Here is a 20,776-nt window from a genome sequence, read left to right on the forward strand (position 1 = left end):
CTAGTCGCGCCAGCTGCGCTCGAAGGGCAGTCGCCAGGCGTTCGGGGCGATGAGCTGGTGGATCGAGTTCGGGCCCCACGAGCCCGGCTCGTACTGGCGCACGGGCGGCGGGTCGTCGAGCAGCGGAATCGACCGCTCCCACAGGGATTCGATGCCCTCGGCGGTGGTGAACAGCGTGTGGTCGCCGTTGATCGCGTCGAGGATGAGCCGCTCGTACGCCTCGAGCACATCGTCGGCCTGCTCGGTGTCCTCGGTGGAGAACTGCATCGACAGCTTCGACAGGCGCATGCCCGGTCCGGGGCGCTTGCCGTAGAACGACAGCGACACCTTCGACTCGTCGGCGAGGTCGAAGGTCAGGTGGTCCGGGCCCTGCTGGCCGATGCCCGAGCCGGACGGGAACATCGACTTCGGCGCCTCCTTGAAGGCGATGGAGATGATCCGCATGCCCTGTGCCAGCTTCTTGCCGGTGCGCAGGTAGAAGGGCACGCCGGCCCAGCGCCAGTTGTCGATCCGCGCCTTGAGCGCGATGAAGGTCTCGGTGTCGGACTCCGGGTCGACGCCCTCCTCCTGCCGGTACCCGGCGTACTGCCCGCGGATCACGTCCTCGGGTCGGATCGGCTCCAGCGAGCGGAAGACCTTGTTCTTCTCCTCGGAGATCGCGCGCGGCTCGAGCGCCGTCGGCGGCTCCATCGCGACGAAGGCCATGACCTGGAACAGGTGCGTGACCACCATGTCCTTGTAGGCGCCGGTGGGCTCGTAGAACGCGGCGCGCGCGTCGAGTCCCAGCGATTCGGGGATGTCGATCTGGACGTGATCGATGAAGTTGCGGTTCCAGATCGGCTCGAACAGACCGTTCGCGAACCGGAACGCGAGGATGTTCTGCGCCGCCTCCTTGCCGAGGAAGTGGTCGATCCGGAAGATCTGCTTCTCCTTGAAGGTCCTGTGCACCTCGTCGTTGAGGGCCAGGGCGGACTCCAGGTCCTCACCGAAGGGCTTCTCCATGACCACGCGCGAACGGTCCACGAGGCCGGCCTCGTTCAGGGTCGCGATCACCTTCGTGGCGGCCTTGGGCGGGACGCTGAGGTAGTAGAGGCGACGCACCCGATCGGGATCGCCGTGCTCGTCGGTGTCGGCGAGCACCTTCTCCTCCGCCGCGACCTTCGCGGCCAGCGCGTCCGGCCCGGCGGAGGTGTTCACGTAGGACAGCTTGGGCGCGAACAACTCCCACTGCGCGTCCGTGAGCTTGCGATTGCCGAGCTCGTCGATCGCCTTCTTCGCGAAGGTGCGGAACTCCTCGTCCGTCATGTCGTCGAGACTGGTCCCGATCACGCGCATGTCCGGCGCGAGCCCGGACACCGCGAGGTAGCCCAGGCCGCACAGCAGCTTGCGTCGGGACAGGTCGCCGGTGGCGCCGAACAGCACCACCAGGGTCGGGTCGTCCTGCGAGGTCTTCCGGGAGCGGCGCGTCGATCCGCTCGGGTAGGCGATGGTCTGCGCCTCCTCCAGCCGCTCCGCGTTCGTCTCACCGTCGCCCGTGCCCGACGGTGCGCTGTCCGGGGTCTGTTCGTCCGTCACGGGACCATCGTTGCACTCCCGCTCCGCGTGCGCCGTGTTTGGCATTCCCTCGGCGGAGGCGACACCGCCCGTGTCGTCATGCGCCGCCGGCGTCCGGGAGCAGTCGCACGGGCGCGGCACCCACGAGCAGCAGCGGGTTGAAGTACTCCGCGGCGTGGCCGGACCCCCGTCGCAGGCCCCAGTGCAGGCAGGCGCTCGCCGGACAGCCCTCGTGCCCTGCGGCGACACGGCCGAGCGCGGTACCCGTGCCGACCTGGTCGCCCTCCTGCACGAGCGGACCGTCGATCGGCTCGTAGGTGGTGAGGAGGCCGTTCGGATGCAGCACCGAGATGACGACCCGGTCGTCGACGCGTCCGACGTGATTCACCCTGCCCGCGCCCGCGGCGTACACCGCCTGCCCCGGGGCCGCAGCGAGGTCGGCCCCGCGGTGCCCGGGCTGCCACCGCTTCTGGGGGTTCGCGAAGGGCCGCGCCACCGACGGGCGGGGGTCCAGGGGCCAGTCGTAGTCGAGCGCCGTCGCCGACGGTGCGCCCGCGCCGACGAGCAGAACGGCGAGGGCGGCCAGGGACGTTCGGGTGACGGTGCGCATGCCCCGACGATGCCGGACGGCACCGTCGGGAATCGGGCCGGAAGCGCCCGCCTGTGGAGGAGAACCGGTTGTCCACAGGCGCCCCGTGAGCAGGTCTTTCGGACCGCGGTCCGGAGTCCTCGGGGAGTACGATGCGACTCCTGAGCGTGCGCGCCCCGCCGTCGTGCGCGTCTACTCCGAGCCGGTGCCGTCCTGCTTGCGCTGGGAGTTGCGCCGCCACTCGTCGATCTTGCGGCCCATGCCGGTGGCGACATCCGTGACGCCCTGCCCGACCGTGTTCACGGCGGACGAGCCGAAGTCGCGGAGCGTGGTGATCAGCGGGTCCGCCGAGGCGTCGAAGCCCTCCTTGTAGCCGCGCGCAGCGGTGCGGAATTCGTCTGCGGCGCTGGCCTTGTCGTCGTCGGCCCGCTGCGGGTACTCGCCGCCGACGATCCGCCCGTAGTCGCCGCGCTCGACCCATCGGTTCAGGTCCGCGGCGCGCAACACCGAGAACGGGTGCGACTGCAGCTCCAGGTTGAGCAGCTTGAGGACGCCGTCGCGCAGGTCGCCGGTGCGCTCGTACTCGGCCGCCTGCGCGAGGAAGCGCTGCGTGTCCATCTCGGAGATCTTCGTGCCGCCCGCCGTCTTCATGTGCACGCGCATCGCCACATCGGGGTCCTGGACGCAGAGCAGGCCGGCCCGGTCGCCGGACAGCTCGGACTTGCGCTGCCACTCCATGAGCGCCGCGACGATGGCGCGCAGCGCCCAGCCGCCGATCGGCACCCAGCCGAAGCTGCCCGCCAGTCGCAGCAGGTGCATCAGCATCGTGCGGTACACCGCGTGCCCGGACATCGCGTGACCGAGCTCGTGGCCCACGACGAACCGCTGCTCCTCCTCGTCGAGCAGTTCGAGCAGACCCGTGTTGATGACGATGAAGGGCCGGTCCATCCCGATGGTCATGGCGTTGACCGTCGGGTCCTGCACGACGTACAGCTCGGGCGTCGACGGGGCGTCCAGCACGCGCACGCAGTCGGCGAGCAGGTCGTTCAGGTGAGGGAACTGGCGATCGTCCACGCGGACACCGGAGGCCAGGAACAGCAGCCGGTGCTGACGTTCGCGCAGCAGCGAGGAGATCGCCTTGAGGACCGTGTCGAAGCCCTTGAGGTTGCGCAGCGCGACGAGCGCTGCGCGGTCGGCCGGGTGCTCCCATGCGCGCGTGCTGATACCGGGGACTGAGCGATACGTTCGGGACACTGAATCGGTCATGCCTTGAATCTACAGAAGTCTCGGTGGGTAGGGGTTGCTCCTGCACATGTCATACGGAACCCGTTGTGTCGCTGCTCTTCCGGGCCGGTGTGCTTTGCCATTGCAGTGTCGGGGACGATACGGGCCGACACAGTGATCGAGGGGATGACGGCATGCGGACCGTGGCATTGATCGTGCTGGTACTGACAGCGCTCACCGGCCTGGTGGTGCTTGGGGCGTGGCTCGCGCTGTCCAGCGTGCGGCGGGCCCGCACGGGTTCCGGCCGGCACCGTCGGCTGCCCCCGCTCCTGGTGTTCGGGCACGTCGGCTTCGCCGTCTCCGCCGCCACCGCGTGGATCGTCTACGTCTTCGGCGGCCGCGCCTTCGCGGGGTGGCTCAGCCTGGCTCTGCTGGTGATCGTGGCCGCGTCGGGACTGACGATGTTCGTGCGCTGGGTGCCCAGCTACCGGTCCCGCGAGGCGTTCGACGGTGCGCGCCCCTCCGGCCGGCATCGCGCCCGCGATCCGCGGGGGTCGCGGCGCCGGGGATCCTCGGAGCGGAACCTGCCCATCACGGCCGTGCTGGCGCACGGCGCGCTGGCGCTGACCACGGTGACGCTGGTGATCCTCACCCTCCTCGGCTGAAGTCCGCGATACCGCAGGGCCCACGCCGGGGGATCCGCTCAGTGCACAGGTCGCCGGGCCAGGACGAAGGACGCCGCGGCGCCCACCGCGCACAGCACCATCACCGCGCCGAGGACGACGGGGTCGCCGCCGATCCCGGCGAACAGCGCCGCGACGCCGCCGAGCACCATGCGGGCCGCGCCGAGCGCGGCGGACGCGGTGCCGGCGAGCGAGCCGTGATCGTCGAGGGCGAGCGCGGCCACCGTCGGCATCACCAGGCCGAGGCTCGAGACCGTCACGAACAGTGACGCGATCACCAGCGGCGGATGCCCGATCGTCAGGGTGATGAGCGAGGCGACGGCGCCCACGACCATGCCCGCGAGGCCGATCCGCACGAGCGTCGCCACCGGCACCCGCCCGACCAGCCGGCCGCCGATCAGGTTCGTGGCGAGCAGGCCCACCGCGTTCACCGCGAACACCACGCTGAACGCGGATTCGGAGTAGCCGTAGTGGCTCTGGAAGACGAACGCCGAGGTGGAGATGTAGGCGAACATCGCCGCGAAGGCGAGTCCGCCGGTCAGCGTCAGTGCGACGAACCGACGGTCGCGCGCGAGGGACGCGAAGCCGTTCGCCACGGACCGCCAGCCCACCGGTCGACGGTCCGCCTTCGGCAGGGTCTCCGGCACCTTCGCCGCGGCGATCGCGAGCAGCGCCACGCCGAGCACCGCGAGCACCACGAACAGGCCGCGCCAGTCGGTGACCCGCAGCAGCTGCGAACCGGCGAGCGGGGCGATGATCGGCGCGACGCCGCCCACCGCCATGAGGGCCGCGATCATCCGGGCGGCGGCGACACCGTCGAACATGTCCCGGACGATCGCCAGGCTGAGCACGATCCCCGCTGCGCCCGCCAGGCCCTGGAACAGGCGCGCGGCGTCCAACAGGTACACCGACGGCGCCACGGCGCACAGCAACGAGCTGACGACGAACAGTGCCATCCCGACCACCATCGGCCGGCGCCGCCCGATCGAATCCGACAGCGGCCCCACGAACACCTGCCCGAGGGCGAGGCCGATGAGGCAGGCGGTGAGCGTGGCCTGGATCGCGGGCTGCGAGGCGCCCAGGTCGTCGGCGGCGGCGGGGAGCGCCGGGAGGTAGAGATCGGTCGTGATGGGACCGAACGCCGACAGCGAGCCCAGGATGAGGGCGAGCCGCACGTTCCCCTTCTGTGCGCGGGAGGTGGAGTCTGACACCCGTCAATCCAACCGCACGTGCGCGCTCTCCGCGAAATCCGGGGCGAGGAACAGGGTTCCGTCCGGCCCACGCCGGCAGGCGGCGACCGCGAGGTGCGCGGGCCGGGCCAGGTCCGCGGGCAGCGCCGCGCCACCGTCGATCTGATAGCGCGTGTTGGTGACCTTCCAGGACCGCGCCGTCGGGTCGGTCGGGGAGCGCGGCGGCCCCGCGACCCGCGCGGCGACGTACACCTCGGTGACCTCGGGCGGCCAGTCGAACGTGAGGCGTCCGCTCGTCATCGCCACGTTGGTCACGGCGGGGAAGTCGGCCGGGGGCGCCGCCGGCGGTCCCGACGGTGCCCGCGTCGCCGGCGCCGGGGTGACGGGGACGGGCGGCGCCGCTTCGGCGCGGGGCGCGGCGCTCGAGCGGGCCTCGTCGGACGCGACGCCGTCGACGACCGCGATCACGGCGTAGGTCGGGACCGTGCGGCGCGGCGCACCGCCGTCCTCGAGTTCGGTGGCGCGGGTGCGCCCCACCACCTTCCACGCACCGTCGGGCTGCTGCCGGCTGACCCGGTAGTCGGCGGTCGAGTGCGGCGAGGCCCACGTGACGAGAACGGCACCGTCGGCCTGGCGGGCCGTGACCGCCGTCGGCGCCGCGGGCCTCGCCGAGGGTGCCGGTGCAGGGGGTGCGCCCGCGGCCGGGGTCGCGGCGGGGACCGGCGGCGGAGGGGCGACGGGGGCCGGCGCGGGGCCACCGAGCGCGCGCTGCGCCTCGTCGATCGCGGTCTGGAGGTCGGGCTGGCCGGGCGGCGCGGGCGCGTCCACGGCTCGCCGCTGCAGCTGCGCGAGCACGCGGGCGGCGTCGGCATAGCGTCGGTCCGCCCGCGCCGCGGCGACCTCGCGCCAGAGGGCCGCGGCCTCATCGAGCAGCCGCTGCGCCTCGTCGGCGACCGTGCGGACCTGCGTGGCCACGGTCCCGTCGTCGAGGTCCCGGGCCTGCGCGGCGAGCCGGGCCGCCTCGGCGGGCCGGCCCCGGCGCAGTGCGGCGCGGGCCGCCCGCAGCGGCGCGTCCCACGCCCGATTCCCTCCCGCCGGAACCGGATTCGACGGTGCCGGCGGTGCCGGCGCGGGCCGGCGCGGGGTGGGCGCGGGGCGCGGCGGCGCGTGCCCGACCCCGCCGCCGTACTCGGCGGCCAGGTCGGCGAGCACCTTCTCGGAGGCCGCGCGGTCGAGACCCAGGCGCACGCCCTCGTCGGCGAGGAACTCGTAGTCGGGGCCGAGCAGCCTGTCCTCGATGAGGATCGCGGCGCGCACCTTGGGGCGCAGTGCGTCGGCGACGTCCTCGACCACGGCGCGCGCATAGGCATCGGCGAGGGGCCCGCCTGCCACGAGCACGTCGCGCACGTGCACCACCAGCTCGTCGAGTACGGCCCGCAGGCGGCCCGCGGGCAGTTCCCGCGCCCGCCCGTGCAGGACGTCGGCGCGTTCCCGGATCTCCACCACGTCGTGCGCGTCGGCGGGACCGAGGCCGAGGAGGGCGAACAGGGTGGGGACGAACTCGTCGCGCAGGCCGCTCCACTCCGCGAGCAGCGCGGTGATCTGCGCGCGGCGCTGCGTGGTCAGGCCGGATGGCACCGGTGGTGCCGGGGCCGGCGTCGCGGGGTCGGGGAGCACGCGGTGCCGCCGCAGCCGCGCCGCGACCTCGCCCGCGCTCAGCCCGCCCAGCGCGCCGATCTCCTCCAGCCCGGGCACCTTCTCGGCGGGGACGCCGCCGTACCGCTCGACGAGCCGGGAGATCGCGGCGTCGAGGATCTCGTACCGGCCGGCGTCGCGCTGCTCCCGCGCCGCGCGCACCCGCTCGGCCTCGGCCCGCCGGTCCGCCGCGCCCCGCAGCGGTGCGCTGCGGCGATCGTGCTCGTCGACCAGTTGCGCGACCAGGGTGCGGTACTTGGGGTGGTCGCGTTGGCGCTGCCAGAAGCCCCACACCTCGTCGAGGCGGCCGGCGACCGCGGCGTCGGGCAGGTCGGCGGCACCGTCGAGCGGGAGGTCGTAGAGCTCGAAGGCGTCCGAACGGTCGGGACCGCCCCGCTTCGCGACCTCGGCCAGCACGCGCTTGCGGTAGCCGTTGGGGTCGAAGGGCTGCATCGACGACATCGTGGCTGCTCCCGTCAGTCGCGGCGGCGCGACCGCTGGACCTGGCCGAGTTCGCGCTCCACGTCGGCCTGGGAGAGCATCGCGCCGGTCTGCGCGGACAGCGTGAGCGGCATGTCCGCGTCCACGTGGTGCGCCGTCACGTGCAGCACCCCGTCGAAGCCCATCTCGAAGGTGATCCGCACCTCGCTCCCCGCCGGGTACCCGGGCGGGATGTCGCGGATCGTGCCCTCCACCAACAGTTTCGCATCGGACAGGCGCGGGGAGGCGACCTGGCCCTGCTGCTCGACGACGGTCACCTCGATCTGCCGCTGGTCCTCGCGCATCGTGCCGAAGGAGCGCCGCACCCGCACCGGCAGCATCTGGTTGCGCTCCACGAGCCACGTGACTCCCAGATCACCGCCGTCGCGCACCGCCAGCACGCCGAAGCCGCGGGAGACGACGGTGTCCACCTGGATCTCGAGCATCCGGCGCACCAGCGAGACGGGCTGCGCGAAGGACGCCGCGACGCGCGCGATCGAGTTCTCCAGCTCGATCGCCGAGGCGTGCAGCGGGGGAGCACCGTCGGGCAGCAGCCCGCGGGTCACCAGGTCGGCCGCGACCAGCCGCTCCATCTCGAGCTTCTCGCCGTACAGCGCGGCGCCGCGGGCCACCGCGAGGTCGGGGTCGTGCAGCGCGCCGTCGAGGCCGAGCTCGTCGCGCAGCGCGCGGGCCACCGCGGGCATCCGCGAGGATCCGCCCACGAGCAGCAGGCGGTCCACCTTCTGCACGCCGCGCTTCTGCGCCACCGCGAGGCAGTCGCGGGCCAGGCCGACGGTGCGCCGCAGCAGGGGCGCCGTCATCTCCTCCAGCTCGGCGCGGGTGAGCGGGACGACGGCGCGCGCACCGTCGTGCGAGACCACGACCTCCGTGCGATCGGCGAGCGTCAGCTCGTGCTTGGCCTGCTCCGCGGCCAGCAGCAGCGACTGCGAGCCCGCCGAGTCGTCGAGCGGGTCCTCCGCGTCGGGGTTCGCCTCGCAGAAGCGCTGGGACAGGTGCAGCGCGATCCGCTCGTCCCAGTCGGCGCCGCCGAGTTGGTGATCGCCCTCCACGGCCAGCACGGAGATCCGGCGGTCCGCGAGCTCGATGACGGTGGCGTCGAAGGTGCCGCCGCCCAGGTCGTAGACGAGCACCGTCTCCCGCGGCGCACCCTTGCCGAGGTCGAGGCCCCCGTCGAGGCGACCGAAGCCGTACGACAGCGCCGCGGCGATGGGCTCGGAGAGGACCCCCGCCACGTCGAAGCCCGCGTACGCGCCCGCCTGCATGGTGGCGCGCCGCTCCTCGTCGCCGAAGTACGCCGGCACGGTGATGACGACACGGCGCACGGGCTCGCCACCGCTGAACTCGACATCGCCCGCGAGACTCTTGAGGATCAGCGCCGAGACCGCCGGGGCCGACCAGGTGTCACCATGGGCGCGGAACCGCCACTGCGAGTCGCCCATCCGGCGCTTGACCAGGCTGCACACGTGCTCCGGGTCCAGTCGGGCCTGCCGCCGCGCGCCCTCGCCGACGAGGTGGTCGTAGGCGGACGCGAACAGCACCACCGACGGCACCGTCGTCTCGCCCCCGAGCCCCCTCATGATCTCCGGGCGACCGTCGACGCCGATGCGCGCGATCGCAGAATTGGTCGTGCCCAGGTCGATTCCGTAGACCCCCATGGCGGCATATTAGCAGCGCAGAGGGCGCGTAGGGTGGGCGAGCATGAGCACTGACGAGGCCGTCGACGGGCCTGCCGACGGGGCCGAGACCGCCGCCGGAGCCGCGGACGACCGGCTCGCCGAGCGCATCGAGGACCTGGCCCGGGTCCTGGCCCGGCAGGCGGGCACCGTCGAACGGCTCGCGGACGCCGAGCAGGCCCGCGCGACCCGGGACCGGCTCGGCGCGGACCTGCCGCTCGTGGTCGACCTGTTCGCGCTCCTCGGTGACGTGACGGCGTGCGTGCGGACCGCCGAGTCGGACCGCGAACGCGAGGCCTTCGAGGCCGTCGCCGGCCGCGTCGAGCGGTTGCTCGTCGGGAGGGGCGGCACCGTCGTCCAGCCACGGACGGGGGAGGCCTTCGACGCCGCGACGATGGAGGCGTCGGACACGGTGGACACCGCCGAGCCGGACGAGGACCGCACCGTCGCCGAGGTCATCGCGCCCGGGCTCGGCGTGCCCGGCCGCTCCGTACGCCCCGCCCGGGTCGTGGTGCGAGTATTGCGCTCACGATGATTCCAGGGGAACACCGCGCCGTCGCGCGGCGTTGCCGCTGTTCATGTCCTCCTCCACCTCCGCGGCACCCTCGCGGGTCCCCGCTCTGCTGAAGAACTTCGGCTTCCAGATCGTCGTCGGCCTGATCGCCGGCGTGCTGCTGGGCCTGCTCGCCCGCGGCATGGCGCCCGCCGCCGACGGCAACGTCAACTGGCTGATCGGCACCCTCAAGACCATCGGTTCCAGCTACGTCAAGCTGCTCACGGTGGCGGTCGTGCCGCTGGTGGTGACCGCCGTGATCGCGTCGATCGCGAACCTGCGCAACGTCACCAACGCGGCGCGGCTCGCGGGCAAGACGCTGCTGTGGTTCGCCATCACCGCCTTCATCTCGGTGATCATCGGCATCATCCTCGGCCTGGTGCTGCAGCCCGGCGCGCACACCACCGTGACCGGCGCGGGCAAGGCACCGTCGAGCACCGGTTCCTGGTGGGCCTTCCTGACCGGCCTGGTCCCGTCCAACTTCCTCGGCCTGCAGGCCAAGGCGTCCGACGGTTCCGTCTCGCTGAGCTTCAACGTGCTGCAGGTGCTCGTGGTCGCCGCTGCGATCGGCATCGCAGCGCTCAAGGTGGGCGACAAGGCCGCGCCCTTCATCACCTTCAACGCCTCGCTGCTGGCGATCGTCCAGAAGGTGCTGTGGTGGATCATCCGGCTCGCGCCGATCGGCACCGCGGCGCTCATCGGCACCGCGGTCGCGACCTACGGCTGGGACGCGATCGGCTCGCTCGGCGTGTTCACCGGGGCGATCTACCTGGGGCTGTTCATCGTCGGCTTCGTCGTGTACCCGCTGATCATCAAGGCGCACGGGCTCTCCGTGAAGCAGTTCTTCAGCGGCGTCTGGCCGGCAGCGCAGTTGGGCTTCGTCTCGCGCAGCTCGATCGGCACCCTGCCCGTCACGGAGCGGGTCACGGAGCGGAACCTGGGCGTCCCGCGCGAGTACGCGTCCTTCGCGGTGCCGCTCGGCGCCACCACGAAGATGGACGGATGCGCGGCGATCTACCCCGCGATCGCGGCGATCTTCGTCGCGCAGTTCTTCCACGTGCCGCTGGGGTTCACCGACTACCTGCTGATCATCATCGTCTCGGTGATCGGCTCCGCAGCCACCGCTGGCACCACCGGCGCGACGGTCATGCTGACGTTGACCCTGTCGACGCTCGGGCTGCCGCTCGCCGGCGTGGGCCTGCTGCTGGCCGTCGAGCCGATCGTCGACATGGGCCGCACCGCGCTCAACGTGACCGGCCAGGCGCTGATCCCGACCATCGTCGCGAAGCAGGAGGGCATCCTCGATCTCGACGCGTACAACGCGCCGCGCACGGACGTCTACGCGGACGAGTCCGCTGAAGAGTCCGCCGAATCCGATGCGGCGGAGCGGGTTCCCGCTACAGCGTGAGCACGGTCCGCCGGCCCGCGGTGTCCTGTCGCCAGATCTCGGCGACGGACGCTGCGGGCACGGCGGTGACGTCGATCTCGATCCCCAGCTCGACCACCGCCTCGAGGATCCTCGGCCGCTCCGCGATCACCTCGGCGGCCGTGAACGAGCCGAAACCGCTGCCCAGCAGCCGGATGTCGGTCGAGCGGAGGAGCGCCCCGGGCAGTGCGATCTCCGCGCCCGCCATCGTGCCGATCTGCACGAACTCGGCCGGCCCGCGCTTCTCCAGCGCCGCCAGCGTCAGCTCCGCCGGGCGGCCCCACAGGTAGTCGACCACCACATCGATCTTCTCCGCGCGCAGCGCCTCCGCGATCTCCGCCTCCGGTGCGCCGAGGTCGATCACCGCGTCGGCGCCCACGACCGCCAGCACCTCGGTGTTGCGGCCCGCCGCGATCACGCGCGCGCCCAGGTGGCGGGCGACGGCGACCGCGGGCCGCCCGGAGCCGCCCGTCGCGCCGAGGATCAGCACCGTCTGCCCCCGGCGGACGGTGGCGCGGACCGTCATCGCCATCCAGGACGACATGACCGCGTTCATCGCGGCGGCGGCCTGCAGATCGTCGAGCGCGTCCGGGACCTCGACGAGCGACTCCTCCGGGACCGCAACCGTCTGCGCCGCGGTGCCGGGCGCCGAGACGTAGACGCGTCGGCCGTCCTCGGTGACCCCCACCCCGTCGACCCCGATGACGAAACCCGGGCTCGCGGGCGAGGTGTAATGCCGGCCGTCGGCGACGCCCCGCGCCAGGTTGTGCAACGGGACGGCGCGCATGGCGACGGTGACGAGGCCGGGGCCGCCGGCCGGCTCGGGAGTGTCCGCCCAGATCGGGGTGTCGGCGTAGGTGGCGAGGGCGGCGTGCATGACGGTCTCCTTAACGGCGTTAAATTCGGATCGAGCTTAACACCGTTAAGGTGGGCGTGTGGGATTGAACCGGGCGGACGTGGTCACGGCGGCGCTGGCCGTCCTCGACGAGGTGGGCGTCGAGGGCCTCACGCTGCGCCGGATCGCCGACCGGCTCGAGGTCAAGGCACCCGCCCTCTACTGGCACGTCTCGTCCAAGGGCGACCTCGTCGACGAGATGGCCACCGAGCTCATGCGGCGCGCCTTGCCCGTCGGCCCGCCCGGCGCCGACTGGCGCGTCGAACTCCTCGACGGTGCCCGGCGGCTGCGGTCCGTCCTGCGCGCCCACACCGACGGCGCCCGGGTGTTCAGCGGGTCGAAGTTCACCGACGTCGCGGTCGTCCGCGCCGGTGAGCGGCCGCTGCGCGTGCTGGTCGACGCCGGATTCGCGGTGCGCGACGCCGCGCTCGCGATGTCCACGCTGCGCGACCTCGTCGTCGGTTTCGTCATCGAGGAGCAGGAGGTCTTCGGCCCCGACGGTGCGCCCCTGCTGGGCTACGACCCGGACGCCCGGGCTGATGCCATCGGCGCGGAGGACTACCCGCTCGCGGCGCAGGCGGGCCCGACGGCGTGGGGTCCGCCCGACGAGCGGTTCGAGGACGCCGTCCGATTCCTCCTCGACGGCCTCGCCGCGCGGCTACCCGGCTGAGGCCCACAGCGCACGCAGCGCGACGTTCACCGCGCCCGGGTGCTGCGTGTGCGGGTAGTACCCGGGGACGCGCAGTCGCCGGGCGCCGATCCGCGCCGCCACCGCGTCCGCGCAGGCCAGCAGCGGTTCTCCCGCGTACCTCCGGTACTGCTCGGGTGCGTCGTTCCAGGTGCCGGTGATGACGAGCGAGGGCCACGGCGCAGCGGCCAGGGGTGCCAACGGTGGGTCCGCCTCCCACACCGGCCGCTCGCGCATCGACGTCCGGACCGCCCGGAGCCGCTCCGGCGTGGGCGTCGGCATCGTCATCCCCATCCCCGCCGTCGACAGGCGGAGGAACTCGGTGGGGTCGATCTCCGGGTGCGGCGGGTCGGCGGCCGCGCCGACTCGGGCCAGTAGGGCGCGCACCGCGGGATGGCCCGCGGCGGCCCGCAGTGCCGACGGCTGGATCAGCGCGAGCGAGCGGACGGCGTCCGGCCGCAGTGCCGCGGCCAGCATGGCGGCGAGGCCGCCGTTGGAGTGGCCGACGAGGTGCGCGCCGGTGGTCTGCGCGTCGAGGAGCGCGACGAGATCGTCTGCGTCGACGTCGAAGTCGCTCCGTTCCGTGTCGGGCGAGAGTCCGTAGCCGCGCCGGTCCATCAGGAGCAGGGGCCGTTCGTCGGCCAAGGGGCGCTGCCCGGCGAAACCGTAGGCCGCGTCGTCGCCCCAGGTGAAGACGCCGTGCACGAAGATCGCGGGCGCGGCGTCTCGGCGGCGGGGATCGGCGGGCGACCACACGGTGACATGGACGGGCTCGCGCATGCGGCGTCTCCTCGGGTCGGTCAGCGCGACGGGATCGGCGCGAAGGGGGCGGGCGGACGACCGTGCCACAGCCTGCGCGACGGCTCCTCGGGATACGGCGCCGTCGTCGACGGGTCGTCGAGGAGGCGGGTGCTGCGGGTGTCGGCGTCGAAGCGCGGCCAGCCCGGATCGCCGGTGGCGCAGAACCGCGCCCACGCGCCGAGCAGTTCGTTCGACAGCGCGCGGACCGCGGGCGCGGGATGATCGCCGAAGAACATGCGGCCCGTCGGGCAGTCCGGCGTCCCGAAGGCGAGCGGGACGTCGATGCTGTGGCAGGCGCCGTACGTTTCGGTCTCCCACCGTATTTCGAACAGGAACGTGGTGCCGCGGGCCGCGGCGTTCGCCTCCGCGAGCAGTACCGACGGCATGCGGAAGGTGGCATCGGAGGAGACGATCTCCATCATCTGCTCCGCCGTCGCGTCCGGGTACGCGGCGCGGTAGTCGGCGGGGTCGCCGGGCGCGAAGGCCGCCAGCGCCCTGGCCGCATCGGCCTCGGTGAACGTGCCGCGCACGCCCATCATGACGCTGAACAGGCGGAACTCGTCGCGCATGTGCCCGGCGAGCAGGTCGATGCCCGCGGCGTTCCCGTCGGCCAAGGACTCCCACGGGGTCTGCGGCAGCAGGTCCCCGTCGATGACCGGGCAGACGACGATTCCCAACTGCGAGAGGCGGCCCCACCGTTCGCGGTGGGCCGGCGCATCGAGGCAGAGGGCCGTCACCGCGTCGGCCAGGCGCTGCGGCGCGACCTCGGCGAACCCGGCCGCGGTCGGTGCGACGCCGAGGCGCCCCGCGAGCGCGGAGGTGACCTCCTGCGCCAACTCCGGCGTGATGTGCAGGCCGGGAACCGAATGCGTGATGGCCCTGCGGAACAGTGGCCGGGCCCGGGGGATGGCGAGTAGCGCCGCGACCGAACCCGCGCCTCCCGAGGTACCGGCGATCGTGACCGTGTCGGGATCGCCGCCGAACGCGGCGATGTTGCGCCGGATCCACTCGAGTGCGGCGATCTGGTCCAGCAGTCCCCGGTTCGACGGTGCGCCGTCGAGCAGAGCGAAGCCCTCGGCGCCCATCCGGCACTGGACGCTCACGACGACGAGGCCCTCGGCCGCGAGCGCCGACGGATCGAACATGGGATCCGCCGCCGTCCCCGCCATGTATCCGCCGCAGCAGATCCACACCAGGACCGGCAGCCCGGACCGCGCGGGGTCGGGGGTGCACACGTTGACGGTGAGCCAGTTCGCGTCGTCCGAAGACTCCGCCTGCGGACCCGGCCCGGATTGTGGTGGCGGGGGACCGAAGTCGATCGCCGGCCGCACGCCGTCCCAGTGTGGAACGGGCTCCGGGGCGGCGAAGCGCAACGCGTGGACCGGCGGCTGCGCGTACGGGATGCCGCGGAAGGCCGCGGCGCCGGTGCGGTACCGGCCCTCGACGATGCCCTCCGTGGTGCGGACTCGGGGATGTTCGCGCATCTCGGTCGCCTCTCGTGTGGCGCGTCGCCCGGCCGCCGTTTTCAGCCGGTTGTATTATTTCGAGTGTATGGGAACGGTCAAGGGGGTGTGAGGTGCCGAAACAGGTCGATCACCGGGAGCGTCGCGAGGAGATCGCTCGCGCGCTGTGGCGCGTCGTGGACATCGCCGGCGTGCAGCGCCTGAGCCTGCGTGAGGTGGCGAAGGAGGCCGGGATGTCGCACGGCCAGCTGCAGCACTACTTCGCCTCGCGGCAGGAACTGCTCACCTTCGCGATGGACTTCGCCGCGGAGCGGAGCGCGGCGCGCGTGGCGGACGGGATGGCGCGCCTCGGCGCGGACCCGCACCCGCGCTACGTGCTGCGCCTGGTGCTCGTCGAGATGCTGCCGCTGCACCCGGATTCGCGGGCGACCAGCCGCATGAACGCCGCCTACGTGCTCGAGGCCCTGCACGACGAGGCGATCCGCGAACGGACCCGCGACGGGTTGTCGCGGGGGCGCGAGCAGGTCGAGGGGCTCGTCCGCGCCGCGATCGCCGACGGCCGGATCGCGGCGGACCGCGCACCGTCGACGGAGACGGACCGGCTGCTGGCGCTGACCGGCCTGACGCCCCTGCTGGAGCTGCGGGTCATCGAGCCCGACGACGCCCTCGCCGCGATCGATCGGCACCTCGAGGACCTGTTCACGACCTGACGGGTCGGCTCCCGGACGGGGCCGGACGGCACCGTCGACCTGCGGGTCCGTGACGATTTCGCAGGTCGATGCCGCGGGCGTACACTGGCGTTCGCACTCCGTCCAGATGGCGGAGTGACTACGCGTGTTCCCCCGGCGCCGCTCGCGGCGTGCCGTGCAGCGCGGTCTCCTTCGAAGAAGGAGTGCAGCGCGGCGGAACACCAGGACACCGCGCACCGTCCGGCCCGTTGAACTGCGGGAACCGGTCGTCGCGGCGTGTACAACTGCAACTACGAAAGAGGCATCATGGCTGTCGTAACCATGAAGCAGCTGCTGGACAGCGGCGCGCACTTCGGTCATCAGACCCGTCGGTGGAACCCGAAGATGAAGCGCTTCATCTTCACCGACCGCAACGGCATCTACATCATCGATCTGCAGCAGACGCTGACCTACATCGACAAGGCCTACGAGTTCGTCAAGGAGACGGTCGCCCACGGTGGCACCGTCCTCTTCGTCGGTACCAAGAAGCAGGCCCAGGAGTCGATCGCCGAAGAGGCCACCCGCGTCGGCATGCCCTACGTGAACCAGCGCTGGCTGGGCGGCATGCTCACCAACTTCCAGACGGTCCACAAGCGTCTTCAGCGCATGAAGGAGCTGGAGACCATGGAGCAGACCGGTGGCTTCGAGGGTCGCACCAAGAAGGAAATCCTCATGCTCACGCGTGAGAAGAACAAGCTCGAGCGCACCCTCGGCGGCATCCGCGACATGGCCAAGGTCCCCTCGGCGATCTGGGTCGTGGACACCAACAAGGAGCACATCGCCGTGGGCGAGGCCCGCAAGCTGGGCATCCCGGTCATCGCGATCCTCGACACCAACTGCGATCCCGACCTCGTCGACTACCCGATCCCGGGTAACGACGACGCGATCCGCTCCGCGGCGCTGCTGACCAAGGTCGTGGCCTCGGCCGTGGCCGAGGGCGTGCAGGCCCGTGCGGGCGTCGCCACCGGCGATGCCAAGCCCGAGGCCGGCGCCGGCGAGCCGCTCGCCGAGTGGGAGCAGGAGCTGCTCGAGTCGGCCACCGTGGCCGCCGAGGCCCCCGCTGCCGAGGCTGCGGCGACCGAGGCTCCGGCCGAGGCGCCCGCCACCGAGACCCCGGCCGCCGAGTAACTGCGTCCGGTCGCTCTTCCCTACAACGCATAAGGAGCCGCATTAATGGCGAACTACACCGCCGCTGACGTCAAGCGTCTCCGCGACCTCACCGGGTCGGGGATGATGGACTGCAAGAACGCGCTCACCGAGACCGACGGCGATTTCGACAAGGCCGTCGAGGTGCTGCGCATCAAGGGCGCGAAGGACGTCGGCAAGCGTGCCGGTCGTTCCACCGCCGAGGGCCTTGTGGCCGCCAAGGACGGCGTGCTCATCGAGGTCAACTCCGAGACCGACTTCGTCGCGAAGAACGCGGAGTTCCAGGAGCTGGCCGATGCGATCGTCGCGGCTGCCGCCGCGTCGGACGCCGCCACCGTCGAGGCCGTTCTCGAGCTGCCGCTCGAGGGCGAGACCGTCGCGTCGCGCATCGAGGCCGCGTCGGCCAAGCTGGGCGAGAAGCTCGTGCTGCGTCGCATCGCGCGCTACGACGGCCCCACCGCCGTCTACCTGCACAAGCGCAGCTCGGACCTGCCGCCCGCCGTGGGCGTGCTGGTCTCGTTCGCGGGCGAGGGTGACACCGCTGCCGAGGCCGCTCGCGGCGCCGGCATGCAGGTCGCCGCGCTCAAGGCGAAGTACGCCAGCCGGGACGAGGTTCCCGCCGACGTGATCGCGAACGAGCGTCGCATCGCCGAGGAGACCGCGCGTGCCGAGGGCAAGCCGGAGCAGGCGCTGTCGAAGATCGTCGACGGCAAGACCGTGGCGTACTACAAGGACACCGTTCTGCCCGACCAGGCTTCGGTGACCGACAGCAAGAAGACCGTCCAGCAGGTGCTGGACGAGGCCGGTGCGAAGGTTCTCGCCTTCACCCGGTTCGAGGTCGGCCAGGAGTAACTCCTCCGTCCCTGCGCACGAGGCCCGCACCGATCCGTCGGTGCGGGCCTCGTCGTCTCTCCACCCCGCCCCCGATCCGTTCCGCCCCACCCGGAACGTCGCTGCCTCCCGCCGATCCGTCCGGTCCCCACCGGAACGCCGCGTGTTTCGGTGGGGCTGCGACGAATCGGGGGGGCTGCCGGGCGTGCGGATTTCTTCAAGCCCGACGGTGCCCTCGGCTGCCAGTCTTGAGGGCATGAACAGCACACGTCAAGACACGAACATCTGGCCCGGACTGACCTACGACGATGCGCTCGCGGCGCGGGAGTGGTTGCGCCGCCTCGGCTTCGAGGAGGGGATTCTCGTCGAGGGCGACGCCGACGGTGAGGTCGTCCACTCCGAGATGCTGTGGCCCGACGGCGGCCGGGTCATGGTCCACTCCGCCTGCAAGCAGGACAAGACCTTCTCCGCTCCGACGGGCAGCGGCAGCCTGTACGTGGTGGTCACCGACCCCGATGCCGTGTACGCCCGCGCGCAGGAGCTCGGCTCCCGCCTGGTGCGGGACATGGCCGAGGAGGACTATGGGTCGCGAGGCTTCTCCATCGCCGACCCGGAGGGCAACACGTGGAGTTTCGGTACCTACGCGGGGTGAGCGCGCCCGGGATCGCCCGTGCCGCGGCCTACGACATCACCGGCGTCCTCCCCGGGACGCACCTCGCCGTGCCCTCGCCGACGCTCACGATGATCATCGACCTCGGGCACGGCCTGGACCTCACCGGTCCGGGCCTGCCCGGGCTCACGACGTTCCGCCTGTGCCTCTCGGGCATGCACCCGACGCCCTACCTGGTCCACCACGACGGCCTGCAGCGCGGCGTCCAGGTGGACGTGCGGCCCAGCCTCGTGCGCGCCCTCACCGGCGCCCCAGCGGCCGAACTCGGGGGAGAGGCCGTCGAGCTCGACGACCTCCGCCCGGGGCTCGCAGCGGAGCTGTACGGCCGTGTCGCGGCGGCGCCCGAGGCGCACCGCGAGGCCGTCGCGGCGGCGGTGCTCGCCCGGCACGCGGTCTCCGACCACGAGGTGCAGCCGGACGCCGCCGCGGCGTGGACCTACCTCGCGGCCCGCGGCGGCGCGGTCACCGTCGCCGAGCTGGTCGAGCGGTCCGGCTGGTCGGCGCGCTACCTGGCGATGAAGTTCACCGCCGAGTTCGGCATGGGGATCAAGCAGGCGGCACGGCTGATGCGCTTCGACGCCGCGCGGCGCGAGCTCGAGGCGGGTGTCTCCGCGGCGGACGTCGCGGTGCGCCGCGGTTACGCGGACCAGGCGCACCTCAGTCGCGAGGTGCGCTCCTTCCTGGGCCTGTCACCGTCGGCCTACCTCGCGCGTCGACGGACCGAGTTCACGCCTGTGTAGTCTCGCCGAGGTGTCCTGGATCCGGCGTGCGATCGCAATGGCCCTCGTGGCCTGCCTCGTGCTGGCCGTCGCCGGGTCCACCGCGATCGGGGGCGGCAGCGGCTACACGCACTACCAGAGCAACGCCGTGAGTTACATTCCCGACCTCCCGGGAGGCGCCCAGTACGTCTCGATGGGAGACAGCTACGCCGCGTCGGGCACACACGCCAAGGTGCAGCCGATGGAGCTCTGCGCGCGCAACGGCGACGATCTCGGCCACGTCCTGGCACAGCGATTGCAGCCCTACTCGTTCACCGACCGCGCCTGCTCCGGCGCCACGCTCGACGACCTCACGCAGCCCTCGCCGAAGCCCGACACCTCACCGCAGATCTACGGGGTGGGGCCGTTCACCCGACTCGTCACGATCGTCATCGGGGCGAATTCGCTCGGCTTCGGCAACATCGTCGTGCACTGCTTCGGCGACCCCGACGATCGCTGCGGCGCCTCCGCCACGCAGGACCTCCCGGGCTCACAGGGATGGAACTTCGTCCGCGCGCAGTACGCGGCCACCGTCGACGCGATCAAGAAGGCGGCGGCGCCCGACGTGCGCATCGTCCTGGTCGGTTACCTCCCGCTGTTCCCGCTCGACGGTCCGCCGGACCGCGCCTGCCTCGACCGGGCCGGCATCCCGGAGCAGAACGTCGGGCACTGGCGCACCTGGTACCGCAGCGTCGACCGGCTGATCCGTGAGGTGGCCGCGGACCGCGGGGTGATGTACGTGCAGCCTCCGCTCGACCACACGGCCTGCGACCCGGATCCGTACGCGCGACTGAGCGGCCCGAAGCTCAAGGCGCAGGAGCCCGAGGCCAACGGATTGCACCCGACGGCCGCCGGACAGCGTGCATTGGGCAACCTGATCGAGGACCGGCTCCGAGGAATCGCGCCGCCCGCATAGGATGGTCGGCGTGACGGACACGGCCCAGGGACTTCAGACGGATCAGGACGCGACGCAGGATCAGGCACGGCACGGCTACAAGCGGGTGCTGCTCAAGCTGGGCGGGGAGATGTTCGGCGGCGGCGAGGTGGGCCTCGACCCCGATGTGGTGACCACGGTGGCGCAGCAGATCGCCGAGGTCGCCCGCAGCGGCCACGAGATCGCGGTGGTCATCGGCGGTGGAAACTTCTTCCGCGGCGCCGAGCTGCAGAACCGCGGCATGGACCGAGCCCGGTCGGACTACATGGGCATGCTCGGCACCGTGATGAACTGCCTCGCGCTGCAGGACTTCCTGCAGAAGGAGGGCGTGGACACGCGCGTGCAGACGGCCATCACCATGGGCCAGGTCGCCGAGCCCTACCTGCCGTTGCGCGCCAAGCGGCACCTCGAGAAGGGGCGCGTCGTGATCTTCGGCGCCGGCATGGGCATGCCGTACTTCTCCACCGACACCACCGCGGCCCAGCGTGCGCTGGAGATCGGCGCCGAGGTCGTGCTCATGGCCAAGGCGGTGGACGGCGTGTACGACAGCGACCCCCGCACCAACCCCGACGCGAAGCTGTTCGCCGAGATCACCCACCGTGCGGCGCTGGAGAAGGGCCTCAAGGTGGCCGACGCGACCGCGTTCAGCCTCTGCATGGACAACAAGATGCCGATGCTGGTGTTCAATCTCCTGGAGGAGGGCAACATCGCCCGTGCCGTCGCGGGGGAGAAGATCGGCACCCTCGTCCGGCCCTGACGCCGGACCGAAGACCA

At 72.2% G+C, this 20,776-nt stretch carries 20 protein-coding genes; 11 read left to right on the forward strand and 9 right to left on the reverse strand.

Annotation, left to right across the window (positions count from 1 at the left end; genetic code table 11):
* The 3 genes from zwf to AXK61_RS12875 all read right to left on the reverse strand — a co-directional run bounded on the left by zwf (position 1) and on the right by AXK61_RS12875 (position 3,409).
* Positions 1-1,506, reverse strand: coding sequence for a glucose-6-phosphate dehydrogenase (gene zwf, locus AXK61_RS12865; protein WP_068570437.1), 1,506 nt, complete (start codon positions 1,504-1,506; stop codon positions 1-3).
* 145 nt (positions 1,507-1,651) lie between these two features.
* Positions 1,652-2,164, reverse strand: coding sequence for a M23 family metallopeptidase (locus AXK61_RS12870; RefSeq protein WP_068570399.1), 513 nt, complete (start codon positions 2,162-2,164; stop codon positions 1,652-1,654).
* Between the two features lie 171 nt (positions 2,165-2,335).
* Positions 2,336-3,409: a M48 family metallopeptidase gene (locus tag AXK61_RS12875; RefSeq protein WP_068745649.1), complete on the reverse strand. Its 1,074-nt coding sequence runs from the start codon at positions 3,407-3,409 to the stop codon at positions 2,336-2,338.
* Positions 3,410-3,561: 152 nt separating this feature from the next.
* Between AXK61_RS12875 and AXK61_RS12880 the strand changes: the two genes are divergently transcribed.
* Positions 3,562-4,032, forward strand: a complete 471-nt coding sequence (locus tag AXK61_RS12880) for a hypothetical protein (protein ID WP_068570397.1) — start codon at positions 3,562-3,564, stop codon at positions 4,030-4,032.
* A 38-nt stretch (positions 4,033-4,070) separates the two neighbouring features.
* On the opposite strand, the gene AXK61_RS12885 is transcribed toward AXK61_RS12880, so the two are convergent.
* The 3 genes from AXK61_RS12885 to AXK61_RS12895 are packed head-to-tail and all read right to left on the reverse strand — an operon-like array spanning position 4,071 to position 9,091.
* Positions 4,071-5,261, reverse strand: a complete 1,191-nt coding sequence (locus AXK61_RS12885; protein WP_068745651.1) for a multidrug effflux MFS transporter — start codon at positions 5,259-5,261, stop codon at positions 4,071-4,073.
* Between the two features lie 3 nt (positions 5,262-5,264).
* Positions 5,265-7,388, reverse strand: coding sequence for a hypothetical protein (locus tag AXK61_RS12890; protein ID WP_068745690.1), 2,124 nt, complete (start codon positions 7,386-7,388; stop codon positions 5,265-5,267).
* Positions 7,389-7,411: 23 nt separating this feature from the next.
* On the reverse strand, positions 7,412-9,091 hold the full coding sequence (locus tag AXK61_RS12895; protein WP_068745653.1) for an Hsp70 family protein: 1,680 nt from the start codon (positions 9,089-9,091) through the stop codon (positions 7,412-7,414).
* 43 nt (positions 9,092-9,134) lie between these two features.
* Here AXK61_RS12895 and grpE point away from each other — a divergent pair, with 43 nt between their 5' ends.
* Positions 9,135-9,644 carry a nucleotide exchange factor GrpE gene (gene grpE / locus AXK61_RS12900; protein WP_068745654.1) on the forward strand — a complete coding sequence of 170 codons (510 nt, stop codon included), beginning with the start codon at positions 9,135-9,137 and terminating at the stop codon, positions 9,642-9,644.
* A gap of 43 nt (positions 9,645-9,687) precedes the next feature.
* A complete protein-coding gene (locus AXK61_RS12905) occupies positions 9,688-11,070 on the forward strand; it encodes a dicarboxylate/amino acid:cation symporter (RefSeq protein ID WP_068570678.1) in 1,383 nt (460 codons plus the stop codon).
* Here the strand turns inward: AXK61_RS12905 and AXK61_RS12910 are convergent.
* Positions 11,060-11,965: a quinone oxidoreductase family protein gene (locus tag AXK61_RS12910; protein ID WP_068570638.1), complete on the reverse strand. Its 906-nt coding sequence runs from the start codon at positions 11,963-11,965 to the stop codon at positions 11,060-11,062. The two genes, AXK61_RS12905 and AXK61_RS12910, sit on opposite strands and share 11 nt — an antisense overlap.
* A gap of 58 nt (positions 11,966-12,023) precedes the next feature.
* Here AXK61_RS12910 and AXK61_RS12915 point away from each other — a divergent pair, with 58 nt between their 5' ends.
* Entirely contained in the window at positions 12,024-12,653 is a 630-nt protein-coding gene (locus tag AXK61_RS12915; RefSeq protein ID WP_068745657.1) for a TetR/AcrR family transcriptional regulator C-terminal domain-containing protein, read from the forward strand.
* Here AXK61_RS12915 and AXK61_RS12920 read toward each other — a convergent pair.
* On the reverse strand, positions 12,642-13,451 hold the full coding sequence (locus AXK61_RS12920; RefSeq protein ID WP_068745693.1) for an alpha/beta fold hydrolase: 810 nt from the start codon (positions 13,449-13,451) through the stop codon (positions 12,642-12,644). The genes AXK61_RS12915 and AXK61_RS12920 overlap by 12 nt on opposite strands.
* A gap of 20 nt (positions 13,452-13,471) precedes the next feature.
* The gene (locus AXK61_RS12925) at positions 13,472-14,956 is read right to left on the reverse strand and encodes a carboxylesterase/lipase family protein (protein WP_068745659.1); all 1,485 of its coding nucleotides are present in this window, start codon (positions 14,954-14,956) and stop codon (positions 13,472-13,474) included.
* Between the two features lie 92 nt (positions 14,957-15,048).
* Between AXK61_RS12925 and AXK61_RS12930 the strand changes: the two genes are divergently transcribed.
* The 7 genes from AXK61_RS12930 to pyrH all read left to right on the forward strand — a co-directional run bounded on the left by AXK61_RS12930 (position 15,049) and on the right by pyrH (position 20,759).
* Positions 15,049-15,645 carry a TetR/AcrR family transcriptional regulator gene (locus AXK61_RS12930; RefSeq protein ID WP_068570635.1) on the forward strand — a complete coding sequence of 199 codons (597 nt, stop codon included), beginning with the start codon at positions 15,049-15,051 and terminating at the stop codon, positions 15,643-15,645.
* A gap of 285 nt (positions 15,646-15,930) precedes the next feature.
* Positions 15,931-16,791, forward strand: coding sequence for a 30S ribosomal protein S2 (rpsB, locus tag AXK61_RS12935; RefSeq protein ID WP_068745662.1), 861 nt, complete (start codon positions 15,931-15,933; stop codon positions 16,789-16,791).
* A gap of 45 nt (positions 16,792-16,836) precedes the next feature.
* The gene (gene tsf, locus AXK61_RS12940; protein ID WP_068570633.1) at positions 16,837-17,661 is read left to right on the forward strand and encodes a translation elongation factor Ts; all 825 of its coding nucleotides are present in this window, start codon (positions 16,837-16,839) and stop codon (positions 17,659-17,661) included.
* A gap of 235 nt (positions 17,662-17,896) precedes the next feature.
* Complete coding sequence (locus AXK61_RS12945; protein ID WP_068745664.1) at positions 17,897-18,292, forward strand: VOC family protein; 396 nt, start codon at positions 17,897-17,899, stop codon at positions 18,290-18,292.
* Positions 18,289-19,050 carry a helix-turn-helix domain-containing protein gene (locus AXK61_RS12950; RefSeq protein ID WP_231855531.1) on the forward strand — a complete coding sequence of 254 codons (762 nt, stop codon included), beginning with the start codon at positions 18,289-18,291 and terminating at the stop codon, positions 19,048-19,050. The genes AXK61_RS12945 and AXK61_RS12950 overlap by 4 nt, the downstream gene beginning before the upstream one ends.
* Before the next feature lie 10 nt (positions 19,051-19,060).
* Positions 19,061-19,984: an SGNH/GDSL hydrolase family protein gene (locus AXK61_RS12955; protein WP_156485654.1), complete on the forward strand. Its 924-nt coding sequence runs from the start codon at positions 19,061-19,063 to the stop codon at positions 19,982-19,984.
* A gap of 1 nt (position 19,985) precedes the next feature.
* Complete coding sequence (gene pyrH, locus AXK61_RS12960; RefSeq protein ID WP_068570629.1) at positions 19,986-20,759, forward strand: UMP kinase; 774 nt, start codon at positions 19,986-19,988, stop codon at positions 20,757-20,759.
* Positions 20,760-20,776 lie beyond the last annotated feature (17 nt).

Origin of the sequence: Tsukamurella pseudospumae (genome assembly GCF_001575205.1) — a bacterium.
Taxonomy (GTDB): Bacteria; Actinomycetota; Actinomycetes; order Mycobacteriales; family Mycobacteriaceae; genus Tsukamurella; species Tsukamurella pseudospumae.

Bases quoted from the DNA above. Each gene is read 5' to 3' on its own strand.
- pyrH (WP_068570629.1), top strand. From the start codon at position 19,986: ATGGTCGGCGTGACGGACACGGCCCAGGGACTTCAGACGGATCAGGAC.
- grpE (WP_068745654.1), top strand. From the start codon at position 9,135: ATGAGCACTGACGAGGCCGTCGACGGGCCTGCCGACGGGGCCGAGACC.
- tsf (WP_068570633.1), top strand. From the start codon at position 16,837: ATGGCGAACTACACCGCCGCTGACGTCAAGCGTCTCCGCGACCTCACC.
- AXK61_RS12890 (WP_068745690.1), bottom strand. From the start codon at position 7,388: ATGCAGCCCTTCGACCCCAACGGCTACCGCAAGCGCGTGCTGGCCGAG.
- AXK61_RS12905 (WP_068570678.1), top strand. From the start codon at position 9,688: ATGTCCTCCTCCACCTCCGCGGCACCCTCGCGGGTCCCCGCTCTGCTG.
- AXK61_RS12945 (WP_068745664.1), top strand. From the start codon at position 17,897: ATGAACAGCACACGTCAAGACACGAACATCTGGCCCGGACTGACCTAC.
- rpsB (WP_068745662.1), top strand. From the start codon at position 15,931: ATGGCTGTCGTAACCATGAAGCAGCTGCTGGACAGCGGCGCGCACTTC.
- AXK61_RS12910 (WP_068570638.1), bottom strand. From the start codon at position 11,965: ATGCACGCCGCCCTCGCCACCTACGCCGACACCCCGATCTGGGCGGAC.
- AXK61_RS12895 (WP_068745653.1), bottom strand. From the start codon at position 9,091: ATGGGGGTCTACGGAATCGACCTGGGCACGACCAATTCTGCGATCGCG.
- AXK61_RS12870 (WP_068570399.1), bottom strand. From the start codon at position 2,164: ATGCGCACCGTCACCCGAACGTCCCTGGCCGCCCTCGCCGTTCTGCTC.
- AXK61_RS12875 (WP_068745649.1), bottom strand. From the start codon at position 3,409: ATGACCGATTCAGTGTCCCGAACGTATCGCTCAGTCCCCGGTATCAGC.
- AXK61_RS12880 (WP_068570397.1), top strand. From the start codon at position 3,562: ATGCGGACCGTGGCATTGATCGTGCTGGTACTGACAGCGCTCACCGGC.
- AXK61_RS12920 (WP_068745693.1), bottom strand. From the start codon at position 13,451: ATGCGCGAGCCCGTCCATGTCACCGTGTGGTCGCCCGCCGATCCCCGC.
- AXK61_RS12925 (WP_068745659.1), bottom strand. From the start codon at position 14,956: ATGCGCGAACATCCCCGAGTCCGCACCACGGAGGGCATCGTCGAGGGC.